This is a genomic window from Rothia sp. HSID18067, from assembly GCF_003989445.1.
In the GTDB taxonomy this organism is placed as follows: Bacteria; Actinomycetota; Actinomycetes; order Actinomycetales; family Micrococcaceae; genus Rothia; species Rothia aeria.
In genome coordinates, this window is the sequence record NZ_RBMF01000002.1 from 767,609 (window position 1) to 792,828 (window position 25,220).

General features: G+C 51.8%; 28 protein-coding genes, 3 tRNA genes and 2 rRNA genes. 13 read left to right on the top strand and 20 right to left on the bottom strand.

From position 1 onward, the window contains the following. Nucleotides 1–36 precede the first annotated feature (36 nt). The 7 genes from imm9 (at nt 37) to D8M23_RS08440 (ending at nt 6,304) form a co-directional block, all read left to right on the top strand. Nucleotides 37–540 (top strand): Imm9 family immunity protein, encoded by a 504-nt coding sequence (gene imm9, locus D8M23_RS08410; protein WP_161971664.1) that lies wholly within the window; start codon nt 37–39, stop codon nt 538–540. Nucleotides 541–687: 147 nt separating this feature from the next. Further along, complete coding sequence (locus D8M23_RS11870) at nt 688–1,518, top strand: hypothetical protein (RefSeq protein ID WP_193976821.1); 831 nt, start codon at nt 688–690, stop codon at nt 1,516–1,518. 682 nt (nt 1,519–2,200) lie between these two features. Next, on the top strand, nt 2,201–3,190 hold the full coding sequence (locus D8M23_RS08420; RefSeq protein WP_126854403.1) for a mannose/fructose/sorbose PTS transporter subunit IIA: 990 nt from the start codon (nt 2,201–2,203) through the stop codon (nt 3,188–3,190). Further along, nucleotides 3,187–4,059 carry a PTS mannose/fructose/sorbose transporter subunit IIC gene (locus D8M23_RS08425; protein WP_023133431.1) on the top strand — a complete coding sequence of 291 codons (873 nt, stop codon included), beginning with the start codon at nt 3,187–3,189 and terminating at the stop codon, nt 4,057–4,059. The genes D8M23_RS08420 and D8M23_RS08425 overlap by 4 nt, the downstream gene beginning before the upstream one ends. A gap of 9 nt (nt 4,060–4,068) precedes the next feature. Beyond that, nucleotides 4,069–4,935: a PTS system mannose/fructose/sorbose family transporter subunit IID gene (locus tag D8M23_RS08430; protein ID WP_126854404.1), complete on the top strand. Its 867-nt coding sequence runs from the start codon at nt 4,069–4,071 to the stop codon at nt 4,933–4,935. Nucleotides 4,936–5,037: 102 nt separating this feature from the next. After that, on the top strand, nt 5,038–5,805 hold the full coding sequence (locus tag D8M23_RS08435) for an HAD family hydrolase (protein ID WP_126854405.1): 768 nt from the start codon (nt 5,038–5,040) through the stop codon (nt 5,803–5,805). 70 nt (nt 5,806–5,875) lie between these two features. Continuing rightward, on the top strand, nt 5,876–6,304 hold the full coding sequence (locus D8M23_RS08440) for a hypothetical protein (protein ID WP_126854406.1): 429 nt from the start codon (nt 5,876–5,878) through the stop codon (nt 6,302–6,304). Between the two features lie 98 nt (nt 6,305–6,402). Here the strand turns inward: D8M23_RS08440 and D8M23_RS08445 are convergent, their stop codons facing one another. The 8 genes from D8M23_RS08445 to D8M23_RS08480 form a co-directional block, all read right to left on the bottom strand. Continuing rightward, a complete protein-coding gene (locus D8M23_RS08445) occupies nt 6,403–6,855 on the bottom strand; it encodes an organic hydroperoxide resistance protein (protein WP_126854407.1) in 453 nt (150 codons plus the stop codon). 86 nt (nt 6,856–6,941) lie between these two features. Continuing rightward, nucleotides 6,942–7,574 (bottom strand): Eco29kI family restriction endonuclease, encoded by a 633-nt coding sequence (locus tag D8M23_RS08450; RefSeq protein ID WP_126854408.1) that lies wholly within the window; start codon nt 7,572–7,574, stop codon nt 6,942–6,944. 10 nt (nt 7,575–7,584) lie between these two features. Next, nucleotides 7,585–8,748, bottom strand: a complete 1,164-nt coding sequence (locus D8M23_RS08455; protein WP_126854409.1) for a DNA cytosine methyltransferase — start codon at nt 8,746–8,748, stop codon at nt 7,585–7,587. 85 nt (nt 8,749–8,833) lie between these two features. Then, nucleotides 8,834–9,616 (bottom strand): type IV toxin-antitoxin system AbiEi family antitoxin domain-containing protein, encoded by a 783-nt coding sequence (locus D8M23_RS08460; protein WP_126854410.1) that lies wholly within the window; start codon nt 9,614–9,616, stop codon nt 8,834–8,836. Between the two features lie 468 nt (nt 9,617–10,084). Next, complete coding sequence (locus D8M23_RS12170) at nt 10,085–10,660, bottom strand: hypothetical protein (RefSeq protein WP_238693818.1); 576 nt, start codon at nt 10,658–10,660, stop codon at nt 10,085–10,087. A 9-nt stretch (nt 10,661–10,669) separates the two neighbouring features. Further along, nucleotides 10,670–11,074, bottom strand: a complete 405-nt coding sequence (locus D8M23_RS08470; protein ID WP_094758799.1) for a hypothetical protein — start codon at nt 11,072–11,074, stop codon at nt 10,670–10,672. Nucleotides 11,075–11,238: 164 nt separating this feature from the next. After that, nucleotides 11,239–12,978 carry a cation:proton antiporter gene (locus tag D8M23_RS08475; protein ID WP_006888640.1) on the bottom strand — a complete coding sequence of 580 codons (1,740 nt, stop codon included), beginning with the start codon at nt 12,976–12,978 and terminating at the stop codon, nt 11,239–11,241. A 243-nt stretch (nt 12,979–13,221) separates the two neighbouring features. Continuing rightward, nucleotides 13,222–14,076 (bottom strand): biotin synthase, encoded by an 855-nt coding sequence (locus D8M23_RS08480; protein ID WP_126854411.1) that lies wholly within the window; start codon nt 14,074–14,076, stop codon nt 13,222–13,224. Between the two features lie 146 nt (nt 14,077–14,222). On the opposite strand from D8M23_RS08480, the gene D8M23_RS08485 reads away from it, so the two are divergent. The 5 genes from D8M23_RS08485 to D8M23_RS08505 all read left to right on the top strand — a co-directional run bounded on the left by D8M23_RS08485 (nt 14,223) and on the right by D8M23_RS08505 (nt 18,045). Further along, on the top strand, nt 14,223–14,786 hold the full coding sequence (locus tag D8M23_RS08485; RefSeq protein ID WP_126854412.1) for a TetR/AcrR family transcriptional regulator: 564 nt from the start codon (nt 14,223–14,225) through the stop codon (nt 14,784–14,786). A gap of 195 nt (nt 14,787–14,981) precedes the next feature. Further along, on the top strand, nt 14,982–16,418 hold the full coding sequence (locus D8M23_RS08490; RefSeq protein WP_126854413.1) for a galactokinase: 1,437 nt from the start codon (nt 14,982–14,984) through the stop codon (nt 16,416–16,418). 151 nt (nt 16,419–16,569) lie between these two features. Continuing rightward, nucleotides 16,570–16,734: an antitoxin gene (locus D8M23_RS08495; RefSeq protein WP_006888336.1), complete on the top strand. Its 165-nt coding sequence runs from the start codon at nt 16,570–16,572 to the stop codon at nt 16,732–16,734. Between the two features lie 134 nt (nt 16,735–16,868). Further along, nucleotides 16,869–17,186, top strand: coding sequence for a glutaredoxin domain-containing protein (locus D8M23_RS08500; RefSeq protein ID WP_006888613.1), 318 nt, complete (start codon nt 16,869–16,871; stop codon nt 17,184–17,186). Nucleotides 17,187–17,229: 43 nt separating this feature from the next. Further along, entirely contained in the window at nt 17,230–18,045 is an 816-nt protein-coding gene (locus tag D8M23_RS08505; RefSeq protein WP_006888431.1) for a shikimate 5-dehydrogenase, read from the top strand. Between the two features lie 358 nt (nt 18,046–18,403). Here D8M23_RS08505 and D8M23_RS08510 read toward each other — a convergent pair whose 3' ends face one another. Both D8M23_RS08510 and D8M23_RS08515 read right to left on the bottom strand, forming a co-directional pair. Continuing rightward, a complete protein-coding gene (locus tag D8M23_RS08510; RefSeq protein ID WP_126854414.1) occupies nt 18,404–19,177 on the bottom strand; it encodes a rhomboid family intramembrane serine protease in 774 nt (257 codons plus the stop codon). 112 nt (nt 19,178–19,289) lie between these two features. Continuing rightward, nucleotides 19,290–19,817: a peptidylprolyl isomerase gene (locus tag D8M23_RS08515; protein WP_006888592.1), complete on the bottom strand. Its 528-nt coding sequence runs from the start codon at nt 19,815–19,817 to the stop codon at nt 19,290–19,292. Nucleotides 19,818–20,051: 234 nt separating this feature from the next. On the opposite strand from D8M23_RS08515, the gene D8M23_RS08520 reads away from it, so the two are divergent. Continuing rightward, a complete protein-coding gene (locus D8M23_RS08520) occupies nt 20,052–20,399 on the top strand; it encodes a hypothetical protein (RefSeq protein ID WP_126854415.1) in 348 nt (115 codons plus the stop codon). A gap of 176 nt (nt 20,400–20,575) precedes the next feature. On the opposite strand, the gene rrf (D8M23_RS08525) is transcribed toward D8M23_RS08520, so the two are convergent. From rrf (D8M23_RS08525) to D8M23_RS08570, 10 genes are all read right to left on the bottom strand, one after another. After that, nucleotides 20,576–20,692 (bottom strand): 5S ribosomal RNA (gene rrf / locus D8M23_RS08525). Nucleotides 20,693–20,695: 3 nt separating this feature from the next. Further along, nucleotides 20,696–20,768 (bottom strand) — tRNA-Ala (locus D8M23_RS08530). A 92-nt stretch (nt 20,769–20,860) separates the two neighbouring features. Further along, the gene (locus D8M23_RS08535) at nt 20,861–21,841 is read right to left on the bottom strand and encodes a hypothetical protein (protein WP_126854416.1); all 981 of its coding nucleotides are present in this window, start codon (nt 21,839–21,841) and stop codon (nt 20,861–20,863) included. 283 nt (nt 21,842–22,124) lie between these two features. Continuing rightward, a complete protein-coding gene (locus D8M23_RS08540; RefSeq protein WP_126854417.1) occupies nt 22,125–22,616 on the bottom strand; it encodes a DUF3349 domain-containing protein in 492 nt (163 codons plus the stop codon). Nucleotides 22,617–22,664: 48 nt separating this feature from the next. Continuing rightward, the gene (locus D8M23_RS08545; RefSeq protein ID WP_006887400.1) at nt 22,665–22,967 is read right to left on the bottom strand and encodes a hypothetical protein; all 303 of its coding nucleotides are present in this window, start codon (nt 22,965–22,967) and stop codon (nt 22,665–22,667) included. Beyond that, nucleotides 22,967–24,223, bottom strand: a complete 1,257-nt coding sequence (locus tag D8M23_RS08550; protein WP_126854418.1) for an inorganic phosphate transporter — start codon at nt 24,221–24,223, stop codon at nt 22,967–22,969. Before D8M23_RS08550 ends, D8M23_RS08545 begins: the two co-directional genes overlap by 1 nt. Nucleotides 24,224–24,703: 480 nt before the next feature. Continuing rightward, nucleotides 24,704–24,820 (bottom strand): 5S ribosomal RNA (rrf, locus tag D8M23_RS08555). Nucleotides 24,821–24,823: 3 nt separating this feature from the next. After that, a tRNA-Ala gene (locus tag D8M23_RS08560) sits at nt 24,824–24,896 on the bottom strand. A 27-nt stretch (nt 24,897–24,923) separates the two neighbouring features. Then, nucleotides 24,924–25,037, bottom strand: a complete 114-nt coding sequence (locus D8M23_RS08565; protein WP_006887422.1) for an SE2200 family small protein — start codon at nt 25,035–25,037, stop codon at nt 24,924–24,926. 23 nt (nt 25,038–25,060) lie between these two features. Next, a tRNA-Ile gene (locus D8M23_RS08570) sits at nt 25,061–25,134 on the bottom strand. Nucleotides 25,135–25,220 lie beyond the last annotated feature (86 nt).

Here is a 25,220-nt window from a genome sequence, read left to right on the forward strand (position 1 = left end):
AACAAATTAATTGTAGTGATAAGGGTTATTTATATTGTGGAATTAAAATTTTCAGTTATAGGAACTATTATTGACTTTCCGTATAGTCATATCTTACAGCAGAATCTTCAGAATTTTTTTGATCACATTAAACCACGATTTTCTCATGAGCAACTAAATGATTGGGTCATAGAGTTTCACATAAATCCGACTAATATTTATTGGCTTGAAACTCAAGAATATAGTAAGAGCTTTCTTGGGGTATATAAAATAGGTATTACCTACCCCAAGATAAAGAGGAAAATATTTTCAGTTATCATACCAATTCCTAATAGCAATCAAATATCTTGGGGGCTACCAGAGGAAAGGTACCTTCATAGGCCTAAAGCGAATCCTAATAATTTTTTTCTTACTGAATTTAGCACTAAGGGATTTACGGATTTAGAGGACTATTTTTTAGAATCTGCCAAAGAAGCAATTAGTATTTTCTTAAACAAAGGTTTTAAAATACAAGGGATTAATTTGAAATTTGATATAGTTGATGTGCGTAAAGAAAAGTAAATTTGTAAAGACCATAAAATTAAATATTCGCAATATTCAATGAGAATTTGGAAAAATATATAGCCAAGGTATAATGTAAATAATTTATTGCACCATTAAAGAGAATGTATTTAAAGAGTGCAATCAATTAAAAAGGAAGTATACAAAATGTTAAAAATCAGGAAAAATACTTTAAACAGTATACAGGTAGGACGAAAAAAGAAGGACTTAGCAGAATCAATAATTAATGATCCCGTATATTTTTTGGAGTTTGATAGAAAACATAAAGTATTGTCAGAGTCAATACTCATTACAGTCTCTATGAGAGAGGTTCAATCTTTTGATATAAACGGCAAGGTTATATCATTTGAGAGCCTAATTTCTTTCTTAGAGGACGAAAATCCATTGGTTGAGGATAACTCATTTTATACATTCCCTCAGTATAATCTAAGTTTATATATAGACTGGGATAAGAAAATATTTAATGAAGTTCTAATTTATGATAAGATATTAAAAGGAGAATATGAAAAAAGTTCGTTCTTAACGTATAAGGAAATCCAAGAGAATCAGCGGGAAACGACAAAAAGAGCTGCTCATAACCTATACTTTATTCCATATACAGCTGTGGGAAATTTTAAATTTGGAACAGATCCTCAACTATTTTCAGAAAAAAATAATTTTAATATTCCAAAAGAAATTTCAGCAAAACAAGTTATTAAGTTTGATGAAAATATTTTAGTAAGATTTGACAAAAATAAATTAACTCAAGTCGTGATAAGTAATAAAAACACTTCTATACTTTATAATGACTTAAAATTATTCTCTAAAGATGTTTTAGACGAGCTAATAAAAAATGAAAAATATATAGAGAGAACTATGGGGTATGTTTTTGTTGACTTAGGTCTTGCTATTACTCACGATATGAAAACTATATATTTTTTCGATCAGTCTTTATTACCCTTTTGGAAGAATAAAAATAGACCTATTACTAGTTGGTGAAGCTGAAGAGGGTAATCACTAAAGGATATACGAACTGTGTAGCACAGTATGATCCTCCCAAGAACCTAAAACTTTCAGCGGTGCTGTATCAGTCCTCGTATAGTACAGCTGACTGGTCGGTCAGTCTCCGAAGCGCTCAGGTTGAGATTTTCTTCAGATGATTCCTGCAGATAGAGCAGCATAGCCTTCAGGGCTACTGCGCAAGAGCGGGCGTGAGGGGTGGGTCTGGGGTTATCCAACATCAAGCTGTTGCTCAGCAGTATGGACAGAACAGTGACTTATATGGGCAGGGCCTGTCTCCCAATGAATAAACCTCTATACATTACAGATAATAATCAGCTTATTTCGAGAAACAATATTATTAATTAGATAAATTTTATTAAACTTATAAGAAATAATATAGAAAATGTATATTTTACTTTTATATCTACGGTGAAGTGGGTGTAGAGATAAATATCAACAGACCCATGCTCCCCCAGCAACATCGCCTACATAGCAGGCTAGAGGCCCCGGTCTTCCAGTCTAAAAGACTATTATTAAATATGTGACATCATGTCATTAAAAATACCGGCGTACCACTATGCTATATCTCTCATTTTGATGATATACCGTGATATTCTGAAAGGGTCTTGCCCTCACAAGGGGCACAACACACACTGTTCGTTCAATTAAGAAAGCTATCATGGTCACTATCATTGTGGCGGCACATGGGGAGTCAGCGCCCGCTCTTCTGAAGACCGCCAGCATGATCCTCGGAAACCTCGATAACGTGTATCCGGTGACATTTCTTCCTGGGCAGGGTCCGGAAGATTTGATCGAAGAGTACACGCGCATCGTTGCGGAAGCAGGATCTGAAGAAACCCTTATTCTCGTCGATCTCTTCGGCGGCAGTCCCTACAATGCGGGCGCTCGATTCGCGGCAGAACACGAAAATATTGATGTTGTCGCAGGCGTCAACGTTCCGATGCTCATTGAAGTCATCAGCGGCGCCGGTCGCAAAAATGCGACTCTCAAGGGCCTGGTCGCCAAAGCCCATAAGGCGGGCGTGAAAGGTATTCGCTCTTTCCAAGAGGCCAACCAACCGGTACAGGACGAAAAACCTGCCGCAGAGGCAAAACCCGCCGAAACACCGGCGGCACCGGAAATACCCGCAGAACAGCAGGTTGAAGGCGGGCATATGGACGCTATTTTCACGCGCATCGACTCCCGCCTTATTCACGGGCAGGTCGCGGGCACCTGGGTTCCTTATGTGGCACCGCAAACCTTTATTGCCGCATCGGATGCAGCCGCCCACGACAACCTCCGCAAGAGTCTGCTGCTGCAGGTGGCGCCCGCCGGAGTCAAAACCAATGTGCTCGATATTGCTAAAGCGGGGCGCGTATACAACAACCCCAAATACACCGGCATGAAAACCATGTTTGTGCTCGAATCCCCGGTCGATGTGGTGCGTCTGCTAGATGAAGGCGTTGAAATTCCAGAGGTCAATGTTGGCGGCGTAACCTACAAAACCGGTATGACGCAGCTTTCTGAGGCGGTTTACGCATCCGAAGAAGACCTCGACGCATACCGTGAGCTTCTCAAACGCGGCGTCAAACTGTACGTGCAGCAGCTTCCTAACCACTCCCCCGTCGATATGGCAAAAATTTTGAAAGAGAAAGGCCTCGCCTCATGAGTCCCCTCGCATTTATTCTCGTCATTGTGGTGGCGTTCATTGCGGGTGTCGCATCCGTGGTGGATGAACGCCAGTTTCACCGTCCCCTAGTGGCATGTACCCTCATGGGTTTTGTGCTGGGCGACCCGGGCACCGGCATTATCGTGGGCGGCACCCTTGAGCTAATCGCCCTCGGGTGGATGAACGTGGGTGCGGCAATGGCACCCGATGCAGCCCTAGCCTCCACCATCGCAGCAGTTGTGGTGATTCACGGTCACCTTGATGTGGCTCAAGGTATCGCTGTTGCCGTTCCGATCGCCGCAACCGGGCAGGTGCTCACCATTTTCGTGCGCACCATTACCGTGTTCTTCCAGCACCAAGCCGACAGGTTCGCGCAGACAGCGAATTTCCGCGGTATTGAGCTCATGCACATGAGCGGCATGGCGCTGCAAGGGTTACGTGTGGCTATTCCCACCGCAGTGGTCTCTCTCATTAACGCTGACACTATTAAAAGCTGGCTGGATTCCATCCCGGGTGAAATTACCACGGGCCTGCGCATCGCCGGCGGCATGATCACCGTGGTTGGTTTCGCCATGGTTATTAATATGATGAGGTCAAAAGCCCTCATGCCGTTCTTCTTCCTCGGGTTCATTACAGCGGCCGCTATCCCCGTCTCTCAGACGGTTAAACTCAATGGTGTCAATACCGACGTTATGGGAAACCTCACCGCTACTCTCACCGGCCAGGCGCAGCTTGACCTGGTGGCTATCGGCATTATCGGGGCGTGCCTGGGGCTGCTGTACACCCAGCTCAACCCCATATTTCATAAGAGCCAGGCGGCACCAGCAGCCGCACGCCCAGCTAACGACCTCGACAACGAGCTTGAGTAGGAGAGAACCATGACTGAGAACACTCAAGAAAAAATCACCACCGAGGTTCCCGACCTCACCAAGGGCGACAAGATTAATACGTACATCCGCTCCACCTTCCTGCTGGGCTCGTTTAACTTCGAACGCATGCAGTCCATTGGGTTCGCGGTCTCCATGATTCCCGCGATTAAGCGTTTCTACACCAAGAAAGAAGACCAGGCGGAGGCGCTCACCCGTCACCTGGAATTCTTCAACACCCAGCCGTGGGTGGCATCCCCCATTATCGGTGTGACTGCCGCAATGGAACGTGAAAAAGCAGCCGGTAAAGAAGGCATTGACGATGCAGCCATCACCAACGTGAAGGTTGGTCTGATGGGCCCACTCGCGGGCGTGGGCGACCCGATTTACTGGGGTACCGCGCGCATCGTGCTGGCAGCTATCGGCGCCTCCTTCGCAATTTCGGGCAATATTCTGGGGCCGCTCATCTTCTTCTTCGGAATGACCGCGATCCGCTGGGCCACCCGCTGGTACGGTTTCCAGTACGGCTACGAAAAAGGCACTCAGATTGTAGGCGATGCAGGCGGAAACACGCTGCAGAAAATTACTCAGGGCGCATCGGTCATGGGCTTGTTCGTGATGGGTGCATTGGTGTACCGGTGGACGAGCATCAATATTCCGCTCAAACTCACGGAATACGAACAAGCTGACGGTACACACGTGGATGTAACCGTCCAGTCCATCCTCAACCAGCTACTGCCGGGACTTGCGGCACTGGGCCTATGCTTCCTGTGCATGTGGCTGCTGCGCAAGAGGGTTAACGCCATCTGGATTATCTTCGGCCTCTTCGCCGTCGGTATTGCTGGCGCCTACCTTGGGTTCTTGGCACTCCCCCAGTAAACTTGCGTGACCACAAGCAAACCAGCGGGATGCGTGCTCCGGTAGACTTTTGTACCGGGCGCGCATCCCACAATTTTTAGCCCCCCAGACCGAAGGACACCCATGAAAAAACTGATGGCATTCGATTTGGATGGAACTCTGCTCTTTGACCGGGAGATCGAGCCCGCGAATGTGCAGGCTATTCACCGCTGGCAGCAGGCCGGGAATATTGCGGTGTGCGCGACCGGGAAAAGTATTTTCGCCACGAAACTTGCCCTTGATACAGCTGATGTTACCTTCGATTACAACGTGCTGTACACCGGCGCTGTTGTGACCAATGCCGAGTACAATATCCTCCATGCACAGACTCTTTCGTTTGCGGTGGTGCACGCCTGCTATGAGCGGTTCACAAAGGAGCCGGGGGTCGCTCTTTTTGCCACGACTTTAACCCATGACTATCGTCTGGCGGATAATGTGGGGTCTTCAACTAATATTCTGCCCGAGTTCCTGCCGCTGGCAGAGTCCGAGATTGATACCCAAGACTATGTGGGTGTACCCCTATGGATTCCTGAAGACGATGCTCGCGAGCGCGCCTACCGCTGGATTCTTGAGGAATTCGGTGATGCCGTGGATTGTCACAAGAACCAGGATTTTCTGGATATTGTGCCCCAGCGGTGCACAAAAGCGACCGGGCTGGCGTGGCTTGTGGAGTATCTGAAACCGGTCGAGTATGAAACCTATACGATTGGGGATTCCTGGAACGATGTACCTATGCATGAGTGGGCGGATCATGCGGCGTCGTTCAGCTATTCCCCGGATGATGTGAAGGCGCGCACCGAGGTTTCGGTGGATCGTGCGTGGGAATTTATCGGCTCTTCGTTGGGTGCGTAGATTCTGCGTTTCACGTGAAACTTTTCCAGAAAACAATGTCTATAGATTGTTAAAACGGGGTGAATGGTGAATGTCTTCAACGAATAAAGAGCGCAATCCCGAGAGTTTTGGCGGTGCTTTTCGGCAGGCCGCTCGTGAGTCTTTGGTGAAAAATCAGCGCGAGCGTTCCAGCGATATTGTGTCTATTGCCCCGATTCAACTGACACTCGCCGCGTTGGCGATAGGTATTTATGCCCTGTGGAATAGTTGGCTGTGCCTGATCCCACTGGGCGTGGTACTGGTACTCATGTGGGTGCGTTACACCATGCAGCGGCAGATTTCCCGCGATTTTGCGAAGCTGGATGCGGCGTGCACGGCCTGGCGTAAAACCCGCGATAAGCAGTATTTAGAGTTTATGGCGGAAAATGCCGGGCGCATCCTGAAGGAGAATAAGGCCCTGACCAAGGATGCGCGCAAGCGTGTGCAGGAGTACGCCGACTACGCATCATCCCGGCTTTAATTCGCTGCCCCGCTCCCCTCGTTTTTCCGCGAAAGAAAGGCTCTTTCATATGGATGAAAGAGCCTTTTGCGGCGATTCTGCCTGCTGGGACAATATCGTTAGTCGTCGACGACCATGACCTGCACGTCAATGTTGCCGCGGGTTGCGTTGGAGTAGGGGCATACCTGGTGTGCCGCATCCGCAAGTTCCTGCGCCTGGTCCAGAGAGACGTTCGGGATGGAAACTTCAAGAACGACGGCGAGCTGGAACCCGCCGTTATCGTTGGAACCGATGGAAACGCGAGCGCCCACGGCGGAATCGGTGGTGTCTGCCTTGTCCTTACCCGCAACCAGTTTCAGCGCCGAGTGGAAACATGCGGCGTAACCGAGTGCGAAGAGCTGTTCGGGGTTTGCGCCGTCGCCCGCGCCACCCATTTCTTTGGGTACGGACATTTTGAGGTCGATGCTGCGGTCGGCAAGGTATGCCTGATCGTTACGCGCATCACCGACAGAGAGCGCTGCTGCAGTGTAGAGGGTTCCATGGTTTCCTTTCGTGTTTTCTGGAATGAACATCGTCTACTTCACCTAGATTTAACCCACCCATGTAGCACTTTCAATGGAAACGTAACCCACACAAAAATTTATATTTTGTAATTCTACTATTCCTGTGGTCTAGATGTTATAAGAGCTGTAAGGTATGCTTGTATCTTTTGTTCAAAAAATTCCGGGGTTTCTGGACGAGGTTTTAATTTATCAGCCCACGGGCGACCTGGATGTAAAGTATCCCAAATAGGACGCATTCCTGAATATCTACCTTTACCAGGATCATGATTACCTAGGCCATCAATTACAACATTCCATAATGGTCGAGAGTTACGAATTGCAATAGTTTCAGCAAGTGGAATCCATGTGGGAGTAACTACTAGAACACGAACATGAAAATCTTTAACATCAAGATTCGAGACTTTTTCAATTGATTGTTTATGTTTCATTACGCGGGAAAAAAGTTTTGTGCCTTTATAATCATTACCTATAACATCATCAACAGAGCCACCTTTCCTTGCGTTCTCTGCTTCTGCTTTTCCTATATATATAGGTACAGATCCTGGAGACTGTTTATTAGCTCGGGAGATAGGGGAATATGCTAAAAAATCTCCAGTATAGTAAAGCGCATATATACCAGCCCCTTCAAATTTCTCTAAATTATCCAGAGAATGAATAGGCTGCTCATTCATTGCTCGAACAATTGATTCGCCAAGATTTTTATATTCTAGAGGATCAAATGGTTTCATGTCTTATCCTTTATGCTGCACAAACTGTATTTTTAGCATAAGATACAGTTATACTATTAACTACCGAACTCATGAAAATCTCTGCCAACTGTACTGGTACAGCGTTACCTAGCTGACGCATAGCCTCGCTCCATGCGCCGTGTAGAGCATAATCATCTGGAAAAGTCTGAATCCTCGCAGCTTCTCGGATAGTGTAATAACGAACTGTTCCATCCGGAAAACGGATCATATTCTCTCCACCCGGAACCCCATGAACCCCCGCTTTAAGAGCCTTAGAAGGTTCATCAAGTGGAGAGCCCGTGTGCCCAGGATATATCTTTGCACCTGGCTGAAATATATGATCCCGCCAAATATTAAGAGTATTCAAGCTGGGCTCAGGGAGACCTGAGAGAGCATCACGGACTGTGACCCATGGCAGTAACCCGTCATTTATAGCTTTTTGCTTTATAGATACACGTTGTTTACTAGGAACTTCATGCTTATCCCAATAAGAACCATCTTCTTGCAGTTTTGCCAAAGCATTACCACTATGAGTCCTCTGGGGAACTTTCCACTCTGCACCTATATCGTCCCGTATGCCCACAATAATTACACGATGACGATGCTGCGGAATACCATAATCTGCAGCATTAACAACTACCGTATGCAGATTATAAGTCAGAGTATCACGTACAAAAATATTTTCTTTTTTTAGACGTAAATAATGCTCATCCCATTTCTCGTCTTGTTTAGATTCAATCTCCGGATACGTAAGACGAAGCTTGATATAATCAAAATACGACGAAAAACTTGAGCGAGTTAATCCCTTAACATTTTCTACTAAAAATGCTTTTGGAAGAATCTGTTTTATAGCATGGGTCATAGCGGGAAACATATCACGCGGATCATCAGCATAACGTGCCAATCCACCTAAAGAAAATGGTTGACATGGTGGTCCTCCAGATACAATATCAATAGAATTACTATCTAATAACTCTGTAGACCAATCAATTCCACGAATATCCCTTTCTAGAACCTTAATTCCGCTCACTAAATGATGTCCGGCTAAAGAATTCTCACGAATAGTTTTACAGGCCCATTTATTCCACTCAGCTGCTAAATGGTGGCGAACTCCAGCCAGAGCAGAACCTAAAAGCAGGCCTCCGCCTCCAGCAAATAACTCAATACCTTCCACACCAAAACCCTTTCACAAACCCTCAAAAAGATAATGTGATTCTTTATTATACCAGATGTATAATTTTAAAATAAATAACACTTTCTTATAATAAAGGCTTTTTAAATAGTAGAATTAAATTATATTTTATAGAATCATTAATCTCCTGTATTTTTCGACCCCAGTTTTCCACGATGTATTTATTCACTTCCTTAGGAAGATATTGCTCATTATTAGGGTCAGTAGATTTTATCGCAGAAGAAACCTCAAGAGCAGGAGCAAATAGTTGCTCAAATATTTCTTCTGTAGGAATACCGTATCCTTCTGAGACCTTCTGTGCAGTCTCTTCTACACGATTCCAGTTGATTTTCCGCCGAGAATCCACCAGGTCACGAATGAGAGTCGTGACATCATTGAGGTCGTAGTATTCTTCGAGAAAATCACAGACAAGAACGGTTGGAGAGACCACCAGCATCCCATCAACCGTTTCTATATCTTCCTTCTCAAGATTACGGAGTCGTAAACGGATATGTTCATCGCGGCTCTGTTTTCGTGTTGAAGAGTAAAAATCGTATCGCTCGGTATAAAAAACTCCCGCCTCATAAATCTCAGCGGCAACGGTGCCGCATAGGATGGGGCCTTCATGATTCACAATGCGTTGAACAGCTGTTTGCGAGGGTTCAAGAGATAGCCACGCGGCACGTATCTCTTGATGAGGGTCACTGGGCGCAGAGGCTAGAGCATACACTCCGTACCGTATTTGTTCTATAGCACCCTGTTGCTTTTTACGGGTTATCATGGCGCGATTTACCCCGAGATTGACAGCTTGAGCCGAAGTGAACAGTCCGTGCTGCTCACCTGCAAGTTTCTCAACATCCAGCCATACCATACTTCATATATTACATATATGTAATAATTGCAGCAACTATCCTATGGATTCTGGCTTCAGCTTTTCGCCAGATTCTAGGTATGAATCCAAAGCTGGATGCACAGAAACACGTGTTTCAATCCTGGTTTTGAGAAGCTCACCCATAATCCAGGGTGCAGGTACTGAGTAGCCCCAACAGCTGCATAACCGCGAGCAGTTACAAAAAAGAACCACAATAACGAATACTTTTACAGTTGTACAGCAAGAATGGGGATTCCCCCTGCCCCTCAATCGCCACTCCACCTGGTGGATCGATCAGCCCTCGGAAGAAATGCAGCACCAGTTTTTAGAGCCGCCGCCAGCACACAGACAACGGTGGGTGAAATAAGCGACCGCACTCATCTCACCCACCATTTCCCTCTTCAATTTTTCTATTCAATACAAAGAATATATGTGTTTTGATAAGGGGTTTTACTGACTAATCCCCTGCTACCGTCTCGATTTCTTCCGGGGTTTACGGGATTTACGGGAGTTCTTTAACCGTCTCATATTCTGTGCTGACTGAGCATTACCTGCTGTTCTCTGCGCTACCGCAGCCGCACGGTCAGTTGGGCTATCAGCCTGCTCCTGTGCCGCAGCAGTGCTTTCCTGTGGTGAGGTCTCTTCCTGATCCGCGGCGTTGGCATCCTGCGGCTCATCCGCTACGGCGCTAACATCAGATGCAGATTCAGGCTCACTCCCCTGCTGCAGTGTATTATCCTGCTCGGCCGCATCTTCTTTCTGAGACTCTGGATCAACATCAAGTTCTTTAGCAGAAGGTTCACGCGGGCTCTCCCCCGCTTGCTCACGCTCTGCCTGCTCCTTCTGATGCTGATGCGCCTGGCGAATCTGGCGCAGCTGCTCACGATTTGTCAAAATCACCAGGGTCATGGCGTTCAGGAACACACCAACTAGGAACAGCATCCAGCCGATAAGCATATACCTGCTGCCGCTCAGAACCGCACCAGCAACCAGCAATGCAATAGAGAGCAGATATGCGGGAGAAATCAGGAATCTAGTGTTCACGCCGCTCCCCTAACGCACAGTGGGGCGGGAAGAAGACTGAGAATCCTCAATCTTCGACGGCAAAACGCTTTTCTTCTTTGGAGTCTCAGAGCCCAGCTCAACCGTGACTTCCGAATCCAGCGGGTCACCGTCAAAATCGGGCTCCCCCTCAATCGGCTCTTCGCTGCGTTCGGCGGCTTTCTCCCGCATCGCCTCAAAACGCTGCTCAAGGTTAGTCAGCATCGCGGGTGCTGGCTCACCCTTCATCTTTGAAACCGTCACCAGGTGCGCAAAAACATTCAGCCCCACAGCCAGCAACAGCAGAAGCCACCCCACCCACAGCATCCAGGAGACGCCGGAACCAATCATGAGTGCACTCACCAAGACGGCGCCAAGTGAGCTAAGGTACGCGGGTGAGAGGTTCTTAAAATCCATGTCTACTTTCCACAAACTTCACAGCGGGGCTACAACGGTACTCGGTGACATACCGTACTCTCTCATTCTATGTGATTCTGAATGCTTAAATCGCCCCTGACGCCTCAATATTTCCGTGGGCGTAGCCCAAAAGACGCCGGGGGCGGTTCTGGCCGGTTCCCCACCTAGTTTTTCTCGCGGGAATCCACGCTCGTCACCAGTGGTGACGACGGCGCATTCTCAACCAACGGGATGGATGAGGTGCCCAAATGTTCCCGCAGAAGCCGGTAACGCTCCAAAGCAACCGCACCGGCGGGCATCGCCGGGAGCACAAAATTATTATTGGAGCGAATGGTATCGGCCTGCGAGAGGATATCAAGCTTACGAATCACACGGTACACATCGTTCGGGTCGTACCGGTCTTGTGCGGACAGCACCTCGTGCTGGGCGGCAGTCATGGCCACATCGCGCAGCCTCGTGTACTCCTCGCGACTGTTCTTCAGCGCCTGCATCTTCGGCTTATATTCGTCCGGCAGGTTTTCGATAATGTCGTCGCGGCGGGTAATTGCGGTGCACATATCTTTCACCCGTCGGTATGTCTCAGGGCTTGCCGCGCGGGCCTCCTCCTGCAGCACCTCAAGGGCAGCGTGCTGGGCCAGCTCCAGCAGCTCGGGGACCGCGTTATCTTCGGAATGATCCGCCTTAACACCCAAAACATTCACCACGAACGGCAGGGTAAGGCCCGGCAGCACCATCGTGAAGAACAGCACCGAAATGACCACCACAATCGAATCGGCACGAAGTTCCTCGGTGCCCGCAACAGTGGGGATAGAAAGAGCCAAAATGAGGGTTACCAGCCCGCGCATCCCCGACCAGGTCATCACAATAACCTCAGCGAATGTGCCCGGTGCCCCTTCATGCACAGGGGTTTTCTTCAGGTTCCCCAGCATCCAAACAGCAGCGAACCACAGCAGACGCACCGCGATAGCAACCAGAGAAATGAGAGTTCCGTAGCAGAACAGGTTCAGCAGCCGGGTGGAGTCGGCTTGATAAATGATTTCGCTCGCCTGCAGACCGATAAGCCCAAACGCCAAACCGGTCAGCAGCAGCTCAATAACCTGCCAAAATGATGCATTTGAGAGGCGATCTTCGGCTTCCAGAGCCACCAGATACTTGGTGCTCGTAAACTGCACAGCGGCGATCACAACGGCAATCACGCCCGAGGCATGCACGCTTTCAGCAACCAGGTACACACCAAATGGAATAACGAGAGTAACAGCGCTGCGGGCCACAGTCCCGTGAGCCTTCTGCCGCACATATCCGCCAAGCCAACCAAAAATATAGCCAACCACAACAGCAACCACAGCACCAAAGGAGAAATCCCACAGAACCTTCAGCGGGTCCACTTTCTCATGGTGGTCAATGGCGTGAATTGCCGCGTGAAAAAGCACCAGAGAAATGGCGTCGTTAAAACTACCCTCGGTTTGCAGAGTGCCAATCAGGCGGCGGGGGATGCCAACAGGCTCGGCTACAGCCTCAACAGCAACCGGATCCGGCGGGGCGATTGCGGCACCAATAGCCAGGGCCATCGCAACGGTCATCCCGGGAACCCACCACATGGCACTGCCAGCGACGGCAAGGGCGGAGGCAGTCGTCAGCAAAACCGAGTACAGAAGCACCGAACGCCAGCGGCGTTTAAGAGTTCCCCACGAGAATTTCACGCCAATAGCCCACAAAAGCGGGGGCAGGAAGATCGGAAGAATAATTTCGGAGTCAATCTCAAGGTGCGGCCTGTCAGGTAGCAGCAGGGCACCCACTCCGAGGATTGTCATCATAACGGGCCAAGGCAAATTAAGCCGATCACCAACGCCCACCATAATGACGGTGGCGAGTAGGATCAGCACAATGATGGATAGATATAGCATCGGCCCGAGTATCAACCCCTTGAGTTTAAAGTGAGTGCTTAGCTCAAACGTACAGGAGGTTCAGCGGAAGGTTTTGCCGCCTCACACGCTTGAGTCAAACCCACACACAAGCTAAATATGTCTTGCTAGAAATATACTAAAAATGGCTTTTTGAAAATATAGCTATTCCCCTCTAAATTAGTATACCTAATCCAGAGGGGAAATATATGCATTTTTAGCTATTTATTGCGTGTGATGCTGCCCCTACGCCCCACACCCGCCAGAACCGCATCCGCACCCATGCGATGCGCTAGCCGCAGCAGGTTGGGGTTCTTCAACAGATTCAGAGGCTTGAGCAGAAGACCCACATCCTTCAGAACCGCAGCCACAACCACCCGCAGAAGACTCGGCGGAAGACTCAGCATGATCATGCCCACCACAGCACCCGCCGCCATCAACAGAGCCGCACGCGGAACCGCGGGCCTCACGATACCCCATTAAATCCACCCCCAGCTCAGAGAGATACCGCAGGTACCCAGCGAGCGCATCCTGCCCACCGGCACCAGCAATCACAATACCGCCATGCTTGAGAGCTTTAAGGGTTTCGTTAATAATGGGCCAACGCTCAATATCGTCACTAATCGTGATGGCACTAACAATATGCATAGCCAGCGACGAGAGGGAACGCAGCGCCTCTTCATAGCCGTCGGGCAGATGAAGAACTTTATCGGGGGCAGCCATGCGGGTAATAGCAAGAACCCGCATGAGGGTCATAGGTACGGCGTTAGCGGGGAGTTTCACGGTAATACCTGTGGTGCTGCCCGCGCCGAGCTCCGCCAGTTTATCCGCGAGCACCTCAGAGTCAATATCGGCGCTTAAATCCAGTGTTTCGTAGCCGTCTATGGCGATGGAACGGGTGCCGAGCGCGGCCGCTAGTTCTTCATCGTCAGTATGCACCGCGATCATATTGCGGAATTCGTGGCGTCGGATAGCTGAGGCTGCCTCAATAAGGGCGAAGTCTTGCCCGTCGCTGGTGACGATTAGTTCGTGTATTTCATCCCGGCTCAGGGTTTGCCCGGACATAATGCGTTCGGCAAGTTCGGAATATGTAGTGCTCATACCGAATATTAAACACCCGTTCAGTGTGTGCGCCCACCGGGTTACGCCACCAGCGGCGATTATTCTTCCGCTCATTTGGCGAATACTACCTTCAGGCGCGAATGATTCGCTTCAACGGCGGGTGTGGGGCCCGTAGAATATTGGGTGTGGCTCTTTCGCGCGATAAGATTCTTCACACCGCCTACGAGGTGCTGGCAACCTACGGTTTGGCGGATTTGTCGATGCGCCGATTGGCCTCCGAGCTGCAGGTGGCGCCCGGCGCCTTGTACTATCATGTGCGCTCGAAGCAGCATCTGTTGGTGTTGCTGTCCGACTATATTCTGGCGCGCGCCCCAGACCAGTTACACGCTCCATGTTCTGCTGGCTCAGCCGATGCGGTGCGTTCGTGTCTTATGCGTCGCGGAGAGATCCTGTTTTCAGCACTGTACCCTATTCGAGAGTGCCCGGAAGTGATCCGGTTGGCTCTCACATTGCATCCGGGCTCGGTTGTTCTGGTGCGTGTGCTGAGCGCGGATCTGCACCTGCTGGGTTTTTCGGGGGAGCGGGCTCAGCGTCAGGCCCGACTATTGGCTCATCTTGCGCTGAGCCTCATTGAGGAGGCGCAAACTCTGCCGCTGCTGGCTCCTGAGGGGGCACACACATACTCTGAGGCATTGGAACGGTACAGAGAGGATATGCAGTGTGCCGTGGATTCTATAATTGGCTTATAGTTCCTAAATCTCTCTAATTACCCTTGCAAAACCACCCCGACCAGTATGTATGCCTCAAATAATATATATTGGTGGGGTGTTGGGCGGCACTACGGTGGCAGCAGAAGTGCCGTGTGCCCCACCAAGAACCATTTGTTTTCCTACAATGTTTAACATCCCAGTCACATTCCTACTCGGTTCCGTCTCGGAGGTTCTATGACCACCACCGCTGCCCCCCAATGGGACACTCTTCCGGTTCACGCTCAGGAGGTGCGCCGCGCACGTGAGGCATTTATTGAAGCCTACGGCAGAGAACCTGACGGAGTGTGGTCGGCACCGGGACGACTGAACCTGCTGGGGGAGTACATTGATTTTCTGGGCGGTTCGTGCATGCCCATGCCGCTGCCGTACCGCACCTATGTGGCGGGGTCACTGCGGCGTGACGGCGTGCTGCGGGCCTCATCATTACAGATGCCCGGTGATGAACGAACCGTGGTGGTGCGTGATATTCAGCCGGGTCACCTCAAAGGATGGTTCACATACGTGGCGGGGGTTGCGTGGGCAATGAACCATGAGGGTGGGCGCGATATTGTTCTCCCACCCGATTTCGGTGCTGACCTGCTGATTAATTCACGGGTGCCGGTGGGCGGCGGGCTGTCTTCCTCGGCGGCGTTGGAGTGCTCAACGGCGCTGGCGCTGCTGGATCTTTCATGCCCTTTACGGCCGGGGTGTCCGGAGGCTGATGAGCTCCCTTCAGACCGTTCACCGGGGAATGATGCGCTTCGGGCACGTCTAGCACAGGTGTGCATTACCGCCGAGAATAAGGTGGCTGGGGCACATACTGGGGGTTTGGATCAGACGGCATCGCTGCGGTCTAAGCCGGGGCAGGCGCTGGTGGTGGATTTCCGTGATTTTTCGATTGACCCGGTGCGGGTAAATGCCGCCGAGAATGGGCTGAGCTTTCTGGTGATTGATACAAAAACCCCGCACGAGCTGACTGACGGCGGGTTTGCGGTGCGGCGTGCCGCCTCCGAATCGTGTGCTCAGGCGCTGGGGCTGCGTTTTTTGCGGGATGCCCTACCGCAGGATTTGTCGTGTGCCGGGCTGGGGGAGCGTGCAGCGAAACAGTGGCGCCTGGATCTGGTGGATTCTTCGGTGAACCGTGCATTGGCGGCGCTTGAGGAGCGCGGCACTCCGGCTGATTTCCCGCGCGGGTGGGTACGGCATGCCTTTCACGATATGGCCCTTGTGGGGCGGGCTAGTTACCTGCTGAAAAATGCGGATTCTCTGGGTGCGGCGGCTTTTGGTGAGGCGGGCCGTATTTTCACGGAGTCTTTTGTGTCGATGCGTGATGAGCTGCGGGTTTCGCGTCCGCAGATTGATGTGGCGGTGGATGCGTGCCTGGCGCATGGGGCGCTTGGTGCACGCATTGTCGGCGGTGGTTTTGGGGGAGCGGTGATGGCTTTAATACCTACCGACCGGCTGGGGGAGGCGGCTCAGGCGGTCGCGCAGGCGTATGCTGAGCACGGGTTCGCCGAGCCGCGTTTTTTGCCGATGGTGGCTGGTTTCGCAGCGGATCATGACTGGCCTGAGCACAGCAGCGCGTTAGGGCGTGAGGGGGATACTCTCAAAGGCTGTTCCTGCGAGGGTTAGCCGCCAGCCTGCACGGGTGTTGTACCCGTTAGCGGGCTAAAGCACTGCGCTGAAGATTTTCGGTGACCAAGAAGGTAGAATAATCCACGGTACTTATGTACCGCACCGTCCTCACACCGAGGGGCGGCACCACACAGAAAGGAGCCTCACGATGGGCTTTGATATTAAGGGCACCGTTGATCAGGGCCTGGATAAGGCCAAGGACGTTGTGAACGATAAGGCTGGCAAGGAAGTTGTCACCGATGAGCACGTCGATAAGGCTGGCGAGGCTGTGAACGAGAACGTACAGAAGCTGACCGATAAGTTCGGTAAGTAACCTGTATTGGGGACACGGGGCGGAATTTTTAGGTTTCGCCCCGTGTTTTCTATGTTGGTCCGTGCGGTACGGATGGGAGGGTCACAATGGTGGCTTCACCGGTTTTGAGAACTATTTTTTGAGGAGCAACTTTAATGCTTGAACGTCAGCAGTCCACCCAGGAGCAGGCACGGCAGGTTATGGCCGATGGTGGTGTGGTGATTTATTGGCGCCCCGGGTGCCCGTTCTGCGAGCGTCTTGATGCTAAGCTAGGCGAGCTGGGCGATCACGCCACGTGGGTGAATATTTGGGAGGATCCTCAGGCTGAGGAGCATGTGAAAAGCCTCAATAACGGCAATGCCGTCGTACCTACCCTTGACACGGGGGATGTGCACTTTGTGGTGGCCGATGTGAAGTCCCGTAATCAGGCGGCTCAGCTGATTAGGAATGCCATGGAAGGGGCCGTGCAGTAGCCACGTAGCCACCCTTTGGCCCGCTATTTACAAGGAGGCTCCGGTGCGTCCGGCTTTAAATAAGAACACGACCGTCTGCATTTCCCTGTCGGGACGGCCGTCAAACCACGGCATTAAGTTCCACAATTACCTGTACGAGAAACACGGCCTTGATTACCTGTATAAGGCGATGACAACCACAGATATTGAGGGTGCTATCGCGGGTGTGCGCGCCCTGGGTATTCGCGGGTGTTCCGTTTCTATGCCCTTCAAACAGGCGGTTATTCCGCTCATGGACGAGGTCGATCATTCGGCGCAGGTCATTGGGGCGGTTAATACTATCGTCAATACGGATGGGTACCTGCACGCCTACAATACCGACGTGATTGCAGTAGCTTCCTTGCTGAAATCGCATGCCGTTGATCCTAAACTGCCGTTTCTTCTGCGCGGTTCAGGAGGCATGGCGGCGGCCGTTGCGGGTGCCTTCTATGATGCTGGGTTCCGGGCGGGCACTATTATCGCCCGCAATGAGGCTGCGGGCACGGCGCTTGCACGCCGGTACGGGTATGCGTGGGCGCCTGAACCCGGCGATCTTACCGCCCCGGTGATTGTGAATGTTACCCCGATCGGTATGTCTGGCGGTGCCGAGAGCGAGCAGCTGGCGTACCCGCAACCCACGATTGAGGCGGCGTCGGTGGTCTTCGATGTTGTGGCGATGCCTGTGGAAACCCCGCTGATTCGTGCCGCTCGCGCTGCCGGTCGTGAGGTTATCACGGGTGGCGAGGTGATTGCTTTACAGGCGGCTGAACAGTTCCGTCTGTATACGGGTGTCACGCTTAGCCCCGATGACATTGCTCAGGCTGAAGCGCAGGCGAACTAGCCTGTACAGGCATTCCTCTGGGTGCAGTTCGTTGTTCGGACTGCACCCATTTTTTGTAATTACAGATAATGCATTGCACACCCTGGGACTTAAGTTTTCCACAGGTGGGGATAAATATGGGGAAAACCCTACATGTCTGTAATTTCGAGATGATTAAGCCTTTTATCCACAGGCCATAATGGGGTACTATCAGCGGTGGAATTACATCATTGTAGTTATTCACAGTGTGGATAACATCTGTGGATAGATAGGTTCCACCGCGTGTTTAAAGGGTTTTCGGGTGCTCCCGCCGCTGATTTTCTCCACGGCGGGAACACCCGGAAGAGCCGCTATATTCAGTACTCTCAGTTCACCCCGTTTAGCGGCCGCGTGAGCGCATAAGCTGAGGGGCGATACACAGCAGGGTCGCTATTGCACCGGCAATGAAACCACCCAGGTGGGCCTGCCACGAAATGCCGGGCATTATGAACCCGTAGATGACGTTCACACCAATCAGCACCATCACCGAGCGCACATTATCGCGTTCTTTGAGGGCAACCATGATGGTCAAGTAGGCGCCCATGAGTCCGAAGATACCACCGGATGCGCCTACCACCACGGCGTGTGGTTCTAGCACCCACACGGCTGCTGAACCGCCTAGGATGGCGGTGAGGTACACCAGCAGGTACCGCCAGTTCCCGATCATTTTTTCGATGGCGGCACCGAAAAGGTACAGGGAGACCATGTTCAGCAGCAGGTGGCTGGGGTCGTTTTGGGAATGTAAGAACCCGCTGGTAATGGCACGGTAGTATTCGTGGGAGTATGCGACCCAGTCGGCCTTGTACGCGAATTCGTTATAGACCCAGTAGTTAGGGATGATCCACTGCAGCAGGTATACCACCACGTTAATACCAATGAGGGTGTAGGTGATATTGGGGTTATTGCTGGTGTGTGCCCGTTGCGGCCGGGAATGCCCAGTAACGTCGCGGTAGCAGTCGGGGCAGATCATGCCGACTTCCAGGTGGATTTGGCATTGCCCGCAGGCTGGGCGCATGCACCGGGTGCACCGCGCGTAGCTGGCCCTTTCGGGGTGGCGGGGGCACACGGGTTCCTGCTGTTGGCCGGGGGAGTGGCTGATAGGTGGTTCGCTCATGGGGTGTCCTTTCGGGGCGCCTATAAGCCCGCACCAGGGGATAAGCGGGTTATATACGCGAAGGGGACCCCCTCGGTTTCCCGAGCGGGTCCCTGGTTCGGTTCAGAGGTTTTTAGAGTTTCTGAATGTCGATGGAGGAGATGACCACATCCTGCGTGGGGCGATCCTGCGGACCGGTTTCTACGCTCTCAATCGCGTCGACGACCTTCTTGGAGGCTTCGTCAGCGACCTCACCGAAGATGGTGTGGCGGCCGTTGAGCCAGGGGGTTTCGTCGGTGGTGATGAAGAACTGCGAACCATTGGTGCCGGGACCTGCGTTTGCCATAGCCAGCAGGTAGGGCTTGGAGAAGGTCAGTTCGGGGTGGATTTCGTCTTTGAACTGGTAGCCGGGCCCGCCCACACCAATACCGAGGGGGTCGCCGCCTTGGATCATGAAGCCCTTAATGATGCGGTGGAAGATAACATCCTTGTACAGGGGGCCGTTTTGCAGCTCACCGGTGCGCGGGTGTTTCCATTCGCGGGTTCCATCTGCCAGACCAATAAAGTTTTCAACAGTTAGTGGAGCTTCGTAACCGAAGAGGTCCACGACGATGTCACCGTAGTTAGTGTGAATAGTTGCTTTAGCGGTTGCGTTAGTCATGTCTCTATTTTGGCATGGCGCGCGCTTGTGCGCTAGGACGGCGCGCGGCGTGGGTCTTCAGTAAATTTAGCCGGTTGAGAAAAACCGTATAGTAAAACCTATTTTTTAGTGGTTGAGGCGGTTTTAAACAAGATTTTTGGTGCAGAATTCTTTATGCTGAAAGGTAAATATTCTTTTTGTTGCGGTGCTCCCGCTGTGTGTGGGTGCCCGTGGCTCTATTTATGGGAGATATCTATGTTCTGTTGCAAGAAACGCAAGGCTCGTAAAGCGGCGAAAAATGCGGCCGTGGTGGCAGCTATGGCTGTTGCCGAGAAGGCTAATGATTTGGATGTGCCGCAGAAGGCTGAGCTGTTTGCGGAAAAGCTCACCGGTGACCGCAAGGCGATGAAGAAAGCGCGTAAGGTGGCCGCGAAAACCGCCCGTAAGGCGCAGAAGGAGCTGAAGGGGATTGAGCGTCGTGGCGGTAAGCGCCGCCCCCGTAAGGCTCTGGCTTTTCTTGGCTTAGCGTTGGCTCTGGGGGTTGCCGTGGTGGCTGCTTACAATGCGGCCCGCCCGGTGGAGGACCCCTGGAAGAGCGCCTAGGTTCTTTTCTTTTGTATTTGGCTAAAAGTCGCTTTCTGGCCGACTACCGCCCTGTAGGTGGTTTCAGGTTAGAAAGCGGCTTTTAATGTTTGAAACAGCTTTTGTGCTCTCATATTTTTTATGCCACGAAAAAGGAGCCTCAGACACATACTGTATCTGAGGCTCCCACAAAACTAGTCCGGCGACAACCTACTCTCCCACACCCATCAAAGTGCAGTACCATCGGCGCAAAAAGGCTTAGCTACTGGGTTCGGAATGGAACCAGGCGTTTCCCTTTCACTATCATCACCGAAACGTGGAGGCGAGGGGACTCGAACCCCTAACCCTCTGCTTGCAAAGCAGATGCGCTACCAATTGCGCCACGCCCCCGCGGTGCTCTACAACTATATACTATTGCGCGTACCGATGCAAAACGTACCCCCGCAGAGGCCGTTTTCCTTGGTGTAATGCGGTTTTTACGGCTATTGTGCACTGTTAATGTCTATCTTCGCACCGCCGTGGTAGGCGGACGCCTCCGTACCAGCTGGCAGTTTTGAGAGCCATTTTGACAAGTATTTTCTGCACCCTGCAGCGAGGTTCTTTGGCTCATTATCGCGTCTAAAATCTAGCCGCAATGCACGGTCCTTCTGCTGCGCCGTATCACCCAGCCACACGAAGGAGAAACTGGTGAGGGTACGGAAATCACCCCGTTTCGCGGCGGCTTCTAAAGCGCCTGCTACCGATGGCACATGCTCGGTACCCACCACATCTACCCGAACCTCTGCGTTTGCCCCCGAAGGCAGGGGAGTGTCCTTAAGGTTCAGGCGGTACCGGGCGGTAACCTGCTCGGGTAGTTTCACGGTTTTGAGGTCTTTAAACCGTTTGATGCCTTCCGTCCAAGGCCCGGTAGTGATACGGGCGGTCACTACCACCCCTTCTTCGGTGGAGGTGGTGGCTTCTAAAGCATCGGATGACTTGCCTTTATATGACTGTGCCGCACGCAGAATCTTAACCCACTCGGTCTCGGTGATGCTCGCAAACCGGTACACGTCAATGACAGGGGTTTCCTCGTCCTGCACAATACTCACCCGATGCGGACGCCCATACTCGCCTAAGGCGGCAAGTGCGGCCGCAGCGGCAGATATATCGTCCTGCCCGGCATCGGTCAGCCCAATACGCGCCACTAAACGCTGGGAATCCTCATCTTCGCTCTCCCCAATGTAGATACGACCGATATCTTCAAGCACCAGGTATTCGGTGTTAATGTTCCCGCGGATCTCACGCTCCCACTTAGCCAAACGTTTACTGTTTGATGCGGTAGCTGCGGCTTCCTCACCAAGCACCCCGGTGGAGGCAATCGCGGGTAAAAACACAACGAATCCGGCCGCAGCCACACACCCGCCTCCCAGCAGCAGGGAGCGGCGGCTCATACGCCGTGGACGGTTTTTCGGGGTGGAAGGCACGGGCCGTTTCCCTTCGGTCAGGCACCCAGCGGAAGGCTAGGTGTGAGAATCGGTGCATAGTGTCGGCAATCCCCTCTGCATGAGGGTAAAAATCGCCGCAGGTGATACGGTTCCATTGTATGAGAACTACGCTTTTCAGCGGGGCAGAAATGGGCGTGATAGCCCACTCAGAATCTGAAGACCGTTCAAGAGTGCACCGCTACATACAGTACGGTATAAGCCGGTTAACACACGGTGGGCGGAAACTAAGATGTTTCCGCCCACCGTGTGTTCTCTGAGGCTCCTACGCCGAGTCACCGGCCTGTTCGGCGATTTTCTCGGTCTCCTGCTTCTCTGCGGCATTCTCAAGCGCCTCATTCGGCAAGGTAACACCCGCCGCCGCAAGCTCAGCAATTCTGATTTCCCCGGTGGTGGGGTCTTCATAGGCCACATACTCCGGGTGGCCGTCAGCATCCACGTCATCGTTCACGTGGGTTTCGGAGATGAGGAAGCCGTGCGCACCGAGGATTTTAGCTACTCGGTCAATATCCTGCGGGGTCGGCGCATGGTCCACAACACGCCGGATGTACTCGTTAATGCGCTGGTCGCTCACGTACGCCTCACCACGGGCGGCACGGGACTGCATGAGGCGGCGCACCACTTCCTGCAGCTGCTCATCGTTTAGGCGCATCTTTAAAATAGCCATCACGGCAGCACGATCCTGCACGGGCACATCTTTAGGGTAGCCGACGCTAAGCCAGTCGACTACGCGGGATATGATGTTTTTATCGGGCATCTAACACCTCCTTCACACATTCATAGGTTATGAGCTGTCTTAATAATTCTAGTGCCCTCCACCGGTTACACCGAAAACATTCCAGCCGAAGGTGTGGTAGATGAAATCTTTGGCGACCCAGAGGATACCGATAAACACGATTCCTACGATAATAGCAAATACTACGGTGGCAGCCATCCGTGAAGCCGTTGATGGCGGCTCAATTTCGATCAGCTGCCCATCAGCCGTGTACTCGGTCGTCCCAGACAAAAGGCGCATCCCAAAGGCGTAAAGTGCTGGCAGACCGGCCCCGAAGAACAAGCCCGCAAGAATAACAGGAATGATTTTTTCGAGAAGTTCAATCAGGGACATTATGCACCTGCCTTCTGCGGGAGGGCTTCTTGATGGTTCTTAACGGAGTCATCCATCGGTGCCTCATCTGCGGTCAAGGATTCCTCAGCAGCGGCTACGGCTTCACCGTCCCAGCTGTTGGTCACATTGGAAGCATCAATAGCGTCCTTCTGGGAGTGGCGCCACATCCAGAGGCAGAAGACAACCAAGATAGCGAAAACCACCAGTTCGCCCACGAACTGGGTGTTGGTTAGGGAATTCAGCCCCGCACCAATCATCCAGGTGGTGGCACCAATTGCTGCGGCGGCGGGGAGTGTAATCACCCAGGCCACCACCATGCGCCCGGCCACACCCCAGCGCACCTCGGCACCTTTACGGCCTAGGCCGGTGCCAAGAATCGACCCGGTGGCAACATGCGTGGTAGAGAGCGCCATACCGAAGTGTGAAGAAGTAAGAATAATGGCTGCGGACGCCCCATCTGCCGCTACACCCTGGGGGGTGTCAACTTCGACAATACCCTTGCCAAGAGTGCGGATAATGCGCCAGCCGCCCAGGTAGGTACCCAAAGCAATGGCAATAGCACAGGATGCCTTGACCCAGAAGGGGATAGCGTCGTTATCATTCACGCTACCGGAGGCAACCAGCGCCAGGAAGATCACGCCCATAGTTTTCTGGGCGTCATTCGTACCGTGCGCCAGCGACATGAGGGAGGCGGTTCCCACCTGCCCCCATCGGAAGCCACGGGTTTTCCTCTCGTCCGAGACGGGGGAGGCAATACGGTATACCAACCATGTGCCCACAGTTGAGACAAGCGCGGCAACCAGAGGTGACATAACTGCCGGAATCACGATTTTAGAGAGCACACCGCCCCACTGCACACCTGAGAACCCTAGAGCGGCAAGCGCCGAACCAATCAGCCCGCCAAACAGCGCATGCGATGAACTAGACGGTAAGCCCAATAGCCAGGTCAGCACGTTCCAGAGGATACCCCCCACAAGCCCGGTGAACACTATGAGCATAAGCGCCGAACCGTCTTTTTTGATGTCTATCTGATCTAGATCTACCAGCCCTTTACCAACGGTTTTAGCGACCTCGACGGAGAGGAAAGCACCGACGAGGTTCAACGATGCCGACAGGGCAACCGCTGTTTTAGGTTTAAGCGCGCCCGTGGCGATGGAAGTAGCCATCGCGTTACCGGTATCGTGAAAACCATTCGTGAAGTCAAAGGCCAGCGCCGTCAACACCACGATCACGAGGATAATCAGTTCTGTAGTCACACCATGATTATGGGACGGATGGGGCGAAATCTAAAGTGTTCGTAGCAAATCATGAATAACACATAAAACCACATTTTTAAATAGGTGATTCACAGCAGAAGTTTAAGTGTCTCACTGGTTTAAAGGGGATAACCGCTATTTTTAGGGGTTTCCTAGCTCGGTTCTCATGATAGAAGCAGACCATTTTTTATTGCTTCATGTGGTTTTATCTCACGAGTTAGCACACCGTCAGGACGTGCGAAATACGGGATTTATAGGACGTTCATCTATTGTTCATTTTCAAAGCTGGATAGGGGTTAATGAACCTTAATACGAAAGTACCCAGTCGATGATTTCAAGACTTATATCGTGGCATATTGGTTCCCTCAAACAGACATCTTATGCCCCTGCACACCCGGTCTGCATCCTTTACCTACCCGCCCAACACTAATACAAAAAGGAGGGGTTTCAGGCTAACCTGAAACCCCTCCGTAAAAACTAGTCCGGCGACAACCTACTCTCCCACACCCATCAAAGTGCAGTACCATCGGCGCAAAAAGGCTTAGCTACTGGGTTCGGAATGGAACCAGGCGTTTCCCTTTCACTATCATCACCGAAACGTGGAGGCGAGGGGACTCGAACCCCTAACCCTCTGCTTGCAAAGCAGATGCGCTACCAATTGCGCCACGCCCCCGCATCAGCGGAAAATCGCTATGTAATTCTAAATAGAATCCGTGGATTCCTGCCAGGCCTGACGAACCTGATTCCCCTGGAACTTCTTGAATCCCAGGAAAGCAGCACCCGAAAGGAGGAGCAGAATCAGTAGTTTCTTCATCGTTTTTCCTTCCCATCGTGCAGTGGGCGTACCAAGACTTGAACTTGGGACCTCTTCGTTATCAGCGAAGCGCTCTAACCGCCTGAGCTATACGCCCTCACCGCCGCCAAGGGGTTTTCCCCTTAGGACGAAATATAACTATACAGACACTTGCCCCCATAACCAAATCTTCATGAGGTGTTC